This window comes from Streptomyces paludis (assembly GCF_003344965.1).
GTDB lineage: Bacteria > Actinomycetota > Actinomycetes > Streptomycetales > Streptomycetaceae > Streptomyces > Streptomyces paludis.
In genome coordinates, this window is the sequence record NZ_CP031194.1 from 4,630,451 (window position 1) to 4,643,291 (window position 12,841).

A 12,841-nucleotide genomic window follows, 5' to 3' on the forward strand; every position below is an offset into this window, starting at 1 on the left:
CCGCGCCCCCGTGCGTACCCCCGGACCGCCGCGTGCAGCGCAGCGGTCCGGGGGCCTGCTACCTCAGCTACCTCAGCGTCAGCAGTACTGCGCCTGTTTCCCGATCGACCGGTACATGCAGTCCGCGTTCTCCAGCAGTTGGAGCACCGCGTCGCGGTTCCGGCTGGTCTCCCGGGTGATGAGTGAGCCCGGCGGGTAGAAGCCGCCCTGCGCGCTCGTCCTCGGATACAGCTCGTACGTGTAGCTGAAGATCTTGTGCGTGCCCCACAGCCAGTCGGGGATCGAGCCGTCCGTGATGTACAGCGCGCTGGACTGCTGCGCCGTGTAGCCGTTGCTGGCCGCCATTTTGCGGCCGACCGTCGCGAAGGCGTCCCGGTCGTCGGCGGTCAGGCCGGTGGCGGTGGTGGCCGTGGTGTAGCCGTACGGCCACATCACCAGCTCGCTGTAGGTGTGGAAGTCGATCGCGGCCTTGATCTGCTGGACGCCGCCCACGACCCGGCTGCGCACGAAGTTCGCCACGACCTTCACCTCGGGCGACGACTCGGCCGCCGTGCCCCGGTAGGTCTCCGAGGAGAAGGTGCCGGAGGACCCGCCACAGCAGCCCCAGCGGTACGCCCAGTTGCGGTTGAGGTCCGTACCGACGGCGGTGGAGCCGGAGTTGGGCTGGCGGTTCTTGCGCCAGCTGCGGTACGCGCCGGTGGCGATGTCGTACTCGCCGCCGTCCGGGTTGAGGTCCGGGATGATCCAGATCTCACGGGTGTTGAGGAGTGTGGTGATCCGCGAGTCGGTGCCGTAACCCGAGGTCAGCTCGTTGAGCAGATACAGCGCCATCTCGACGGTGAGGTGCTCGCGCGCGTGCTGGTGGTGGGTGAAGAGGACCTCGGGCTCGTTCTCGTCCACGGCCACATTGCGGCTGATCTTGATCGCGACGATGTTGCGGCCCTCGTACGAGGTGCCGATGACGCGCTGGCTCGCGATGGTGGGGTTGGCCGCGATGACCGAGTTGATCTCCGCCGTCATCTCCGCGTAGTTGTGGTACGCCGAGTCCGACGAGGGGAAGTCGGCGATGGAGACCTCGCCGTCGGCCCGGCGGTCCGGGGGGCCGCCCAGCGGGGTCGGCTCGTAGCCGATGGCCTTGAGCTTCGCGACCTGCGCGGGGTTGGCGGAGACGACCACGGACTCGCTGTCCGTCTCGTCGATGGACACGCCGGTGGAGGTGACTTCGGCGCGGGTGGCCGGGGTCGCGTGCAGATGGATCTCGTACTGCTCGATGTCCTCGGTGGTGTCGGGCCCGACGGCGGCGGTACGGCCGGCCGCGGCCTGCTGCAACGGGGAGGTCGAGTCGCTCTGGGCCGCGACGGCGGTGAGGCCGAGGGCCAGGGCCACGAGGGCGGCCAGTGGGCCGGTCCGGCCGCGACGGGTGTGACGGGTGGGGCGGATGCGTTTGGTTCCGCTTCCTGGCATTCCGCTTCCTGAGGGTCGGAGGCGCATGAGTTCTCCTGTGTAGGGGGGAGCCATCGTGAGGGGAATGTCATGGTCAGGTCAAGAGTGCAAAAAGTTAGGTAAGCCTAAGTTGTGCGTTACCTTTGCGCAGTGCATCGCACCGCCGGGCGCGGGCCGCTGTTCGGCGGCCCGCGTTGGCCTGATTTGTCATGCCCATCAGCCACCACTCCGAACGGAGTTCGCGTGATAAGACATCGCGCCGCGACCTGGACGGGCGGCGCTCTCGCGGCCGTCATGCTCGTCACCACCCAGAGCGGGATATCCACCGCCGCCGGCTCGCTTCCCGCCGGCTCTCTCGCCTCGGCTTCCCCTGCCTCGGCCGCCTCCGGCGCCGTACCTGCCGCCCTCCAGGGCAAGCGGTTCACCCTCATCACCGGGGACGTCGTCAGCGTCAACACCACCAAGGGCACCGCCGACATCGATGTCTCGGCCGCCCCCGGCCGGGAAGGCGTCGGCTTCTTCCGTACGCGTACGGGCGACGACGTCAGCGTCGTACCCGCGGATGTGGCCCCGCTCGTGGCCTCCGGGCAGCTGGACGACCAGCTCTTCAACATCAGCGAACTCGGCAGGCTGGGGCTGGGCGACCGGACGGCGGGTCAGGAGGCGGATCGCAGCACCCACAAGGCTGGTGCCACCGCCGGAGCGACCACCACCGGGACCCGCCTTCCGCTGATCATCAAGCACCGCGGCGCCCGCCTCCCCGCCGCCGCCCGTGCCGAGGTCGCCGGGGCGGAGATCGTCCCGCTCACCTCCATCGGTTCCACCGCCGTGAGCGTCCCGGAGGACGACGGGGGCGACCTCTGGAAGGCGCTCTCCCAGGACGCGGCCAACGGCAAGGCCGCGACCCCGAAGGCGACCCCGAAGGCCGGTGCGAAAGCAGCCCCCTCCGCAACCGCCGCGCTCCTCCCCGCCGTAGAGACCGTCTGGCTCGACCGCCCCGCCCAACTGACCGACGCGCGGAGCACGAGGCCCCACGCCGGGCCCGAGATCACCCCCGACGGCGACACCGCCGTCTCCGACCTCGTCGGCCAGATCAACGCCAAGAGCGTCCGGGCCGGCGGCATCGACGGCTCCGGCGTCAAGGTCGCCGTCCTCGACACCGGTGTGCTCACCTCGCACCCCGACCTCAAGGACCGCGTCTCCCAGTCCGCCAACTTCATCGAGTGGGACGACGAGACCGCGACCAGCGACATCGACGGCCACGGCACCCACGTCGCCGGCATCGTCGGCGGTACGGGCGCCGCCTCCGGTGGTACGTACGCGGGGGTTGCCCCCGGGGCCGAGATCATCAGCGGCCGGGTGCTCTCCGGCAGTCTGGGGCAGATCTCGCACATCATCGCGGGCATGGAGTGGGCCGCCGAACAGGGCGCCGACATCGTCAACATGAGCCTTGGCGCGTCCGGGCTCAGCGACGGCACCGACCCCTGGTCCCTCGCCACCGACGCACTGCTGGCCAAGGGCGTGCTGCCGGTCGTCTCCGCGGGCAACAGCGGCCCCGGTTCGTACACCGTCACCCCGCCCGCCGCGGCCGAGGGCGCGCTCTCCGTCGGAGCGGCCGGTGGCGACGGCGCCACGGCCACGTTCTCCAGCCGCGGGCCGCTCTACGGCGACTACAGCGTCAAGCCGAACGTGAAGGCCCCCGGCGTCGCCGTCACCTCGGCGCGCGCCGCCGGCACCCCCGTAGGCGACGCCGAGCGCGAGGGCCCCGAAGGGCCGGTGGACGACAACTACACCCGGCTGTCCGGTACGTCGATGGCCGCACCGGCGGTGGCGGGCGCCGCCGCGCTCGTCATGCAGGCGCACCCGGACTGGACGCCCGTCCAGGTCAGCCAGGCGCTCATCTCCAGCGCGCGGGGCACCCCGGGCGAGTCCGTGTACGACGAGGGCGCCGGCCTGATCGACGTACAGCGCGCCATCGACCAGCGGGTCAGCGCGACCACCCCCGCCGTGGACTTCGGGCGGCAGGCGTGGCCCCGGCCCGCGGCCCCGACCACCCGGAAGGCCACCTTCCGTAATGCCTCGGACGCGCCCGTCACCCTCGATCTGTCGCTCGCCGTCCGGTCGACGCGCGGCACCCTGCCCAGCTCGGTCCTGAGCCTGTCCACCAACCGCCTGACCGTGCCCGCGCACGGCGAGGCGTCGGCCGATGTCGTCCTGCACGACAAGGGCGTACGTACGGGCGGTACGGTCTCCGCCGTTGTCACCGCCAAGCAGTCCGGCGGTCCCGATATCGGTGAACCCGCCGTCGTACTGCTCCCCGTGGGGCTCACCCTCGAACCCGAGAGCCACGAACTGACGCTGCGGCTCCTCGACCAGAACGGCGAAGGCGCCTCCGACATCTCCCTGTTGAGCGTCACCCCGCTCGACCGCGACCTGGAGCCCTTCGAGAGCCCCATCCGCTACACCGACCGCGACACCCTCAAGGTCCGCGTCCCCACCGGCTCGTACGGCGTCTCGGCGATCATCGCCCGGGGCGGCGGCGACTACTGGTACGAGAGCGACATCCTCATCACCGGCGAGCCGTACGTCCGCGTCACCAAGGACACCGCCCTCACCCTGGGCGGGAAGACCGCGACCCGGCTCGGCAACACCGTACCGACCAAGGGCGTCCAGCGGATCTACCAGCTGGCCGGCCTCAAGCAGACCCAGCCGAGCGCCCCGCCCGGCCGCGCCACGCCCATCTCCACGGACATCTCGGTGGAGTTCAAGCACCGGTCGCCCGCCTACTGGTCCGTCCCGTCGAGGACCAGCGACAAGCGGTCCGACTTCACGACGTACTACCGCGAGGATCTCGCGGCGGGTTACGAGTACGCCACCGACGACGAGTACAGCAAGCCCACCGCTACCGGGCCCGTCTACTACCTCGCCAACGCCCACCGCGGCGGCGTCCCGGCCAAGCTCACCGGCAAGGTCGGTACGGAAGGTCTGGCGCGGATCGACGCCCGTTACGCCCAGTCACAGGCGACGACCTGGGCCAACGGCCCGTTCCCCCTCAAGAGCAAGCTGGTCACCGCCCGGATCGCCGGGATCGACACCGGGGGCCGCCGGGTCAACGTGAAGTCGCCCGGCACACGTACGGAGTACTACTCCGCCTCGCCCGATGTCGCCTGGACACAGGAGCTGCGCCAGACCTGGCAGAACTACGACAGCGACGACCCGCGCACCGACGGCGCCCTTTACACCGCCCCCGAGACGCTGCGCGGCGGCTCCCGGCGCACCGAGAAGTGGAACTACCCGGTCGCGGGCGGCCCGGCCCTGGTGGCGGGCGCCACGAGCCCCCTCACCCGTACGGGCAGCACCCTCACCGCCGATCTCCCGCTGACCGGCGACTCCAACCCCCGCCACCGCAGCGTGGGCGATCACTACCTGGTCGACTCGGTGGACTACACCCTCAGCCGCGACGGCAAGCGGATCCCCCGCACGCGCGAAGGCGCCGAGGAGTTCCCCCGCGCCTCCTGGATCAATGGCTGGGACATCCCGGCCGGCAACGACACGTACACCCTGAAGGCCACGGCCGTAAGGGACTTCTGGTACACGCTCTCCACGGAGGTACGGGCCTCCTGGACGTTCGCGGCGGGCGCCACGCCCGGCGGCGGACGGACCGCCGGGCTGCCGCTCAGCAGCGTCCGCTGGCAGCCGGCGACCGACAACCAGTCGCGGGCGAAGGACAACCGGCGCGCCAAGGTGCCTTTCACCGTCCAGCGCGTCGGAGGCACCGGCGGCAAGGACAAGGAGCGCGGCAAGCTGCGCTCGCTGACCGTCGAGGCGTCGTACGACAACGGCACCACCTGGAAGAAGGTGCCCGTGCGACGGTACGGCAAGGACGGCCTCCAGGGGCAGGCGCTGCTGCGCTACCCGAAGCTCAGCACGCTGGACGCCAAGTACCTGGACGTCAACGGCGACGGGTATGTGAGCCTGCGCGTGCGGGGGAAGGACGCGGTCTCGTCCTTCGCGCTGACGGTCAAGAAGGCGTACAAGCTGAAGGCCGCTTCGTAGCACCCCGGGGTACACCGGACCGCCCTGGAAATCGTCGCCGCCCTCGCCGTGCTGCAATAGAAGGACCGCCCGTCCCCGTGGGGGACGGGACGGCGGCGAGGGCGGAACGACGGGCAGGGAGTACGGGCGTGGACGTCCAGGGCACGGTGGATGCGGGCTTCGAGCCGGTCAGGGACGCGTTCGCCGGGAACTTCGAGCGGCTCGGTGAACGGGGCGCGGCCGTCGCCGTGTACCGGGACGGCCGCAAGGTCGTCGACCTGTGGGCGGGCACGCGCGACGTGGACGGCGGCAGCGGCGGCGAGGGCAGCGGCGGCGGCGAGGGCGGCAGCGGTGAGGGCGGCGACGCCGGTCCGGGCGCGCCCTGGGCGCTCGACACCGCGCAGATCGTCCGCTCGGCGACCAAGGGCATCGCCGCCGCCGTACCGCTGCTGCTGCACCAGCGCGGCCAGATCGACCTGGACGCCCCGCTCGGCACGTACTGGCCGGAGTTCAAGGCGGCGGGCAAGGAGCGCGCGCTCGTACGGCATCTGCTGTCGCACCGCGCCGGGGTGCCCGTGCTGGACCGGCCGCTCACGCCCGCGCAGGCGGTCGACGGCGTGTCCGGGGCGCGCGCGCTCGCCGCGCAGGCGCCCGCGTGGGAGCCGGGCACCGACCACGGTTACCACGCGCAGACCTACAGCTGGCTGCTGTCCGAACTGGTCGTGCGCGTGACGGGCCGGTCCATCGGCCGGTGGATCGCGGAGGAGATCGCCCGGCCGCTCGGGCTCGACTTCTGGGTCGGGCTGCCCGCCGAGGAGGCGCACCGGGTGGGCCGGATCGGGCCGGTGACGGAGCCGGCGGCCGTCGGGGGCGCGCTGCGGCTGCGGCCGAAGCGGTCCGTCTCGGCGGCGTACGGCGACCCGGGGTCGCTGACGCGGCGCGCGTTCGGGGTGATCGACCCGCTGCCGGACGAGAACGACCCGGTGTACCGCGCGGCCGAACTCCCGGCGTCCGGCGGCATTTCGACGGCCCGCGCGCTGGCCCGCTGCTACGCGGCGATGATCGGCCCGGTGGACGGGCACCGGCTGTTCGCGCCCGCGACGCTGACCCTGGCCCGTACGGAGGAGTCGGCGGGCCCCGACCGCGTCCTGGTCGTACACACCCGCTTCGGTCTTGGCTTCATGCTGCACGGCCCGGCGGCGCCGCTGCTGGGGCCGGGCTCCTTCGGCCACCCGGGGCGCGGCGGCTCGCTCGGCTTCGCGGACCCGGAGACGGGGATCGCGCTGGGGTACGTGACGAACGGGATGCGCAAGGGCGTGACGGCGGACCCGCGCGCGCAGGCGCTGGTGCGGGCGGTACGGAGCGTGGTGGCGCCGGAGGGCGGGGCGGGCTGAGGGGTTCCGTACGGCAGCCCCTCGGCCCCTCCCCTCCTCGGGCGGCTTCCCCGCCTATGTCGCCGGGGTCCGGGGGTTGCTGACCGGCACCACGTTCGTGAGGTCCAGCGCGGCCCGCAGGACCTTCGCCAGCCGGACCGCGTCGCCGACCGCCCACACATGGATGAAGAACAGCCGCGGATTCTCGGTGAGTCCGTGGTTGTGCAGCTCCACCAGGCCGATCCCGCCGCGCAGCAGCACCTTGATGACGCCCTGCACCTCCGGCGCGATCAGCGCGAAGTCCCCGCTGAGCGCGGCCCGGCCGCCGCCCAGCGGCTGGAAGATGAGCGCCGAGATCGAGCCGAGCCCCGGCGGCAGCACCATGCCCTGGTCGACGATGGTCTCGCGGCGGGCGAAGGTGGCCTTGGCGACCTCGCCGTCCCGGCCGATGTTGCTCCGTAGCGCCGCGTTGATTCCGTCGAGGTCCAGATCGATCGGCCGCGGCGGCTCCGGGTCGGTGTGCGGCGGGCTCGCGGTCCGCGCGAGCGCCGCCCGTACGCCGCGTGCGAGGGCCACCGGGTCCTTGCCGTGCGCGTGGATGTGGATCCACCAGACGTCGGGCTGGTGGGCGGGCAGATGCTTGTGCAGCGAGGTCTGCGCGATCCCGTGGTCCTGGAGGGCGCTGAGCACCCCGTGGACCTCGCCCTCGGTGATCGTGAGATCGCCCATGAGCAGTACCTCGTCCTCGGGGTACCGCACGAACGCGATGTGCGACCCGAGGGCGAGCGAGGTCGACACGGGGACGCCGTGGGCGGTCAGCCGCAGGTCGCCGCGCGGGTAGCGGGTGAAGTACGCCGTGTTGTTGTTCCCCAGGGTCCCCGGCCGGCCCAGCTCCGCCGTGACGCCCCGCCAGTACTCAAGGGTGCTGGGTACCGGCCGTACGGGCTCGGTGTCATGGCCGGGATCGGCGCCGCGGCGCGATCCTGCCGACGACGCCGGGGTCTCCGCCGCTTCGGCGGCTGAGGCGGCCTCGGCGGCTCTGGCGGTCAGGAGTGGCACTCCGGCGAGTACGGGGGCCAGTGCGGCGGCGGTGAGTACGGTGCGCCGGGGCGTGGTGTCCCTTATGGGTGTGTTCATCGTATTTTGCACCTCCGGGAGGAGATGAGAACACGAGGCGCCGGTGAATCGCCGCCGACACGTCAGCCCGCGTGCAGCATCAGTCCGATGCCCACCACCATCAACCCGGCCGCCACCATCCTCGGCACGCCGAAACGCTCCTTGAAGAAGATCGTCCCGATGGCCGCGCCGACGATGATCGACGACTCCCGGAGCGCCGAGACCGGCGCCAGCGCCGCCCGGGTCTGCGCCCACAGGACCAGGCCGTACGAGAGCATCGAGAGCGCCGCGCCGAGAAGGCCGAGCCCGGCGTGCCGGCGCAGTTGCGGCAGGAGCCGCCCGCGCCGGGTCAACAGGGCGTATATCGGGATCAGGCCGCCCTGGAGGATCATCAGCCAGGCGATATAGCTGAGCGGGGAGCCCGCGCTCCGTACCCCGACCCCGTCCACGACGGTGTACGCGGCGATCGACAGCCCGGTCGCGACCGCGGCGAGCAGGGCCGGCCAGCGGGATGCCGTCCTGCTGCTGTCGCCGCCGTTCCCGCCGTTCCCGCCGTTCCCGCCCTTCCCGCTCCCCCGGATGCCCCACACCGCGAGGCCCACCAGCCCCGCCGAGGCGACCGCGACCCCCGCCGTCTGCCAGGAGTCCAGCGACTCACCGACGAAGACGGCGGCGGCCACCGTCACCACCAGCGGTGCCGTGCCCCGGGCGATCGGATACATCTGGCCGAAGTCACCGAGCTGGAAGGAGCGCATCAGCAGCAGCATGTAGCTCACGTGCAGCACGCCCGACGCCACCAGATACGGCCAGGCCGCCGCGTCCGGGAACGGGGTGAGGAAGGCCAGGACCACGCCGATCGCCGCCGAGCCGCCGCCGATCAGGCTGAACACGGCCAGCTTGTCGCTGATGTTGTGCGCGATCGCGTTCCAACTGGCGTGCGTCAGCGCGGCGATGAGGACGGCCGTGGCCACCAGGGGGGTCATCCGCCGGCCCCCGTCAGATACGTACCTCCGGAACCACGTCCGGCACGATGTACCGCATTACGGCCGACGATGTCCCCGGTACCTACGCTCCGCACTTACCCACCCGCGCCCAGCACCGCCGCCACCACCGGGCCCGCCGCGTCGCCGCCGTGCCCGCCGGCCTGGACGACGGCCGCCGCCGCGACATCGTTGCGGTAGCCGACGAACCAGCTGTTCGAGGTCGCCTGGCCGTCCACCTCGGCGGAGCCGGTCTTCGCGCCCTTGTCGCCGCTCAGCCCGGACATCGCGTTCGCGCCCGTACCCGTGGTCGCCGTGATCACCATCATCCGGCGCAGCTGCTCCGCCACATCGAACGGCAGCGAGCGCGCGGCCGTGGCGATCTCCCGGCCGTCCAGCTCGGGCGCCACGATGACGGGCTGCTTGAACGAGCCGTTCTTGGCGGTCGCCGTGATCGACGCCATGTTCAGGGCGTTCATCTGTACGGTGCCCTGTCCGATGTACTGCGCCGCCGCTTCGCCGCCGAAGGTCTCCGGCACACTGCCGTCGAAGGTCGGGATGCCCGTCTTCCAGTTGTCGAGCCCGATCCCGAACACTTCCCGTGTCTCCGTGGCCAGCGCGGAGTCGTCCCGGACGTCGTCGATCAGCTTGATGAAGGCGGTGTTGCAGGAGCGCGCGAAGCTCTCCGAGAAGGGCCGGCTGCCGAGCGAGAACCCGTTCAGGTTCTGGAACGTACGGCCCTGGTAGGTCGCGGTCTCCGGGCAGTCGGCCGGCCGGTCGGCGGCGACGAGGCCCTTCTCCATCAGCAGCGCCGCCGTCACGATCTTCATCGTGGAGCCGGGCGCCTGCTTGCCGAGCAGGGCCGCGTTGAAGCCGTCGGCGCGGTTGTTGGCGATGGCCAGGATCTCGCCCGTACTCGGCTGGACGGCCGCGACGGACGCCTCGCTGAACTGCTTCACCGACCGCTCGGCGGCGGACTGCGCGTTCGCGTCGATCGTGGTCGTCAGCCGGCCGGGGGTGCCCTCGGAGAGCGTGAGCAGCGTCTCGGCCGCCCGGCCCGTACCGCCGCCGCCCGTACCGCCGTCGCTGTCGCCGCGCAGCATCAGCTCGATGCCCGGCGAGCCGCCGGACGTCTCGCCGTACCGCTCGCGCAGCTCGTCCAGGACCGGCCCGAGCGACGGGTACTTCTCTTTCGTCAGCTCCACGCCATTGCGGTCGACGGCCTCTATCTGGGGGGCCGCCGCCTCGCTCGTGACGAGCTGGTTGGTCTTCGTCAGCTTCGGGTGGACGACGGACGGCGACCAGTCGACGAGCGGCCGGCCGGTGGTCAGCCCGCGCACCACCGTCAGCTCGGACGTGTAGGTCCAGGCCGCGCTCCGGCCGCCGAACTCGACGGTGGCCCGGACGGTGAAGGGGACCTTCGTGCCGAACGCCTGGCCCGGGGTGATCTCCGCCCGCGTCACATGCGCCTGTTCGCGGTAGTCGTCGATGACGGTCGCCGCGGCGTTCGGGTCGTTGGTCAGCTGGGCCACGGTGGCGCCGTCGTCACCGTTCGCCCAGGCGGCGAGGAAGGCCCGGCCGGCCTGGTCGACCTCGGCGGCGGTCAGCGGCGCGCTGCCGGCGTCACGCGCGGCGGAGACGGAGGAACCACCCGTGCCCGTACCGTCGTTGGTGATCCCGTCGTAGACGTTGTACGCGCCGTACCCGACCCCACCCGCGAACACCAGAAAAACTCCGCCGATCACGGCGGTCCTCGCCCCACTGCGCATGAGCGCGGTCTCCCCTCCCCAGTCCGGAGCCTCCGCTCCACAGAGCCCAGTCCTCAGGTGGCCGCACTCTACGGGACCGCCGCGACCCCCGGGGCGGGAGTGGCCGGACTGCGACGCGGCCCACACCTCACACCCAGGTGTCCAGCCACATGCGCGCGCGCCACGAGTCGATGGGGATCGGCGTTCCCGTGTACAGCGGCCAGAAATAGATGAAGCCTCGCCTATCTCGGGCCATTCTCCCCTGACCAGCATGTTCGCTGCTGGCCGGGGCCACCGGACGGCTACGGGGCCGTCTCCGGGCCGTGATCATGGTCCTGTGACGCTTCGAACAGGGTGTCAACGGCCTTACGGGTGCGCCCCTCGCTGCTCGGCATGAGGTGCGTGTAGATCCGCAGTGTGAACCCGGGGTCGCTGTGACCGAGGTACGTACTCAGGGCCCGGATGTTCTCGCCGGCGTCCAGCAGAACGGAGGCGTAGAAGTGCCTCAGCGCGTGCATGCCGTGCTCGGGGGCCGCCGCGTACCGCTTGCCATCCTCGGGGTACGGGATGATGCCGACGGACGCGAGAGCGGGCTTCCACATGAAATCGTTGAAGTGGCTCACCCGGACGTGGTCACCGGACGCTCCGCTGAAGATGAGCGTCTTGGTCACGAGCGGCCCGTCCGGCGTCCGCCACGGCAACGCGACTTTGACCGGCGCGTACCGCTTCGAGTGCGCGCGCAGTGCCGCGCCTACCGCCTTGGGCAGGGGCACGCTCCGCACCTTGCCACCCTTGGGCCGGGCAAAGACGAACTTGCCCCGGATGCGCTTGAGCTGGTGGTCCACGGAGAGCCACCCACCCTCGTAGTCGATTTCGTCCGTCGAGAGACCGAACACTTCCCCCTGCCGCAGACCGCAGCCGCTGGCCACGTCGACTGTCGCTCGCAGATGCTCGGGCAGTGCGGCCCGTACGCCGAACACCTGCTTCGCGGTCCACGGGGTCACCCGGGGCAGGCTCCCCTTCGGGATCTGGACTGACCGCGCACGGCAAGGATTCTTGGCGAGCAAGGTGTCATCCACGGCGGCGCTGAGGGCGGCGGACACGGTTCCGAAGATGATCCGGCGGTGGGACGACGCGGGAACCGCCGACTCCAGCTCACCCAGCCACGTACGGATGTGACCGGGCTGGAACGACGCGAGCGGGCGCGTGCCGATGTACGGGTACGCGTGCAACCTGAGGCGACGCTCCGCCGCCTCACGGCTGTTGATCTCGGTGGTGTGGGTGGCCACCCACTTCTCCGCGAACTGCTGGAAGGTGATGCGCGCGGCGCGGGGGTCGATGTACTGCCCCCTCGACATGTCCGCCGCCGTCGCGATGAGCCACTGTTCCGCGAGGCGCTTCTGCTTGTCCGGGAAGGACTTGGACTTCTCGGTGCCGTCCGGGCCGACGTACCGGGCGCGGTAGCGCATGCCGGTGCCGTGGCGGTCGGTTTTGACGCGGGTGGTCTTGCCGTTGGTGCTGGTCTCGGTCTTGAACCAGCGGTCTTGGATGTGGCCGGCCATAGGTGGCTGCTCCTTGCGAATGGCGGCGGCCGGTGGCGAGGGGTGCTCGCCACCGGCCGGGGTGCTGGTGCTGGTGCTGGTGCTGGTGCGGGATGGTCATGCCGCGTTGTCGGCCATGCGGTCGTTGACCCATGTGCGGACGGCGGTGGGGTCGTAGCGGAGGTGTTTGCCGATGCGGAAGCCGGGCGGGCCGGTGCGCTTCTTGCTCCACTGGTAGACGGTCTCTTTGGGCACGTCGAAGATCTCGGCGATGTCGTCGGGGGTGAGGTAGCGGTCCGGGAGTCCGGCGCGGAGGGTGGTTCGGGGGTCTGCGGGAGTCGCCGTGGCCAACGTGTCTCCTTGGCTGTGCTGTCCGAGGTGCGGATTTCTGCGTCACAGCGTCACGTGCGTCATGCGGGGGTGTGAGCTGCGGTTTTGTGTGACGCAGTGGTGTGGGAGTGCGTCACGGCTGCGTCATGTGCTGCGTCACGGCGTGACGCGGTGACGCAGCGGTGACGCAGAACCCGCCGTCTGCGTCACGCCCGTTGCAGCAGGTCGGGGGCCGCTTTCCCGGTGTGCGTGACGCTGTGACGCAGAGCTTCCCT

Annotated in this window: 8 protein-coding genes; 2 read left to right on the forward strand and 6 right to left on the reverse strand. The window is 71.4% G+C overall.

Annotation, left to right across the window (positions count from 1 at the left end; translation table 11 throughout):
* Positions 1–78: 78 nt before the first annotated feature.
* Positions 79–1,491, reverse strand: coding sequence for a M14 family metallopeptidase (locus DVK44_RS20590; RefSeq protein WP_114660976.1), 1,413 nt, complete (start codon positions 1,489–1,491; stop codon positions 79–81).
* A gap of 195 nt (positions 1,492–1,686) precedes the next feature.
* On the opposite strand from DVK44_RS20590, the gene DVK44_RS20595 reads away from it, so the two are divergent.
* Both DVK44_RS20595 and DVK44_RS20600 read left to right on the forward strand, forming a co-directional pair.
* A complete protein-coding gene (locus DVK44_RS20595; RefSeq protein WP_162793977.1) occupies positions 1,687–5,499 on the forward strand; it encodes a S8 family serine peptidase in 3,813 nt (1,270 codons plus the stop codon).
* 128 nt (positions 5,500–5,627) lie between these two features.
* Complete coding sequence (locus tag DVK44_RS20600) at positions 5,628–6,872, forward strand: serine hydrolase domain-containing protein (protein WP_114660978.1); 1,245 nt, start codon at positions 5,628–5,630, stop codon at positions 6,870–6,872.
* Positions 6,873–6,926: 54 nt separating this feature from the next.
* Here the strand turns inward: DVK44_RS20600 and DVK44_RS20605 are convergent, their stop codons facing one another.
* The 5 genes from DVK44_RS20605 to DVK44_RS20625 form a co-directional block, all read right to left on the reverse strand.
* Positions 6,927–7,988, reverse strand: a complete 1,062-nt coding sequence (locus DVK44_RS20605) for a DUF1259 domain-containing protein (RefSeq protein ID WP_114660979.1) — start codon at positions 7,986–7,988, stop codon at positions 6,927–6,929.
* Between the two features lie 62 nt (positions 7,989–8,050).
* The gene (locus DVK44_RS20610) at positions 8,051–8,950 is read right to left on the reverse strand and encodes an EamA family transporter (protein ID WP_114660980.1); all 900 of its coding nucleotides are present in this window, start codon (positions 8,948–8,950) and stop codon (positions 8,051–8,053) included.
* A gap of 95 nt (positions 8,951–9,045) precedes the next feature.
* Complete coding sequence (locus tag DVK44_RS20615) at positions 9,046–10,716, reverse strand: penicillin-binding transpeptidase domain-containing protein (protein WP_114660981.1); 1,671 nt, start codon at positions 10,714–10,716, stop codon at positions 9,046–9,048.
* 281 nt (positions 10,717–10,997) lie between these two features.
* Entirely contained in the window at positions 10,998–12,257 is a 1,260-nt protein-coding gene (locus tag DVK44_RS20620) for a tyrosine-type recombinase/integrase (RefSeq protein WP_114660982.1), read from the reverse strand.
* 96 nt (positions 12,258–12,353) lie between these two features.
* A complete protein-coding gene (locus DVK44_RS20625) occupies positions 12,354–12,587 on the reverse strand; it encodes a helix-turn-helix domain-containing protein (protein ID WP_114660983.1) in 234 nt (77 codons plus the stop codon).
* Between the last annotated feature and the right edge of the window lie 254 nt (positions 12,588–12,841).

Coding starts and splice junctions, on each gene's coding strand:
- DVK44_RS20610 (WP_114660980.1), bottom strand. CDS start 8,950: ATGACCCCCCTGGTGGCCACGGCCGTCCTCATCGCCGCGCTGACGCAC.
- DVK44_RS20615 (WP_114660981.1), bottom strand. CDS start 10,716: ATGCGCAGTGGGGCGAGGACCGCCGTGATCGGCGGAGTTTTTCTGGTG.
- DVK44_RS20605 (WP_114660979.1), bottom strand. CDS start 7,988: ATGAACACACCCATAAGGGACACCACGCCCCGGCGCACCGTACTCACC.
- DVK44_RS20590 (WP_114660976.1), bottom strand. CDS start 1,491: ATGCGCCTCCGACCCTCAGGAAGCGGAATGCCAGGAAGCGGAACCAAA.
- DVK44_RS20620 (WP_114660982.1), bottom strand. CDS start 12,257: ATGGCCGGCCACATCCAAGACCGCTGGTTCAAGACCGAGACCAGCACC.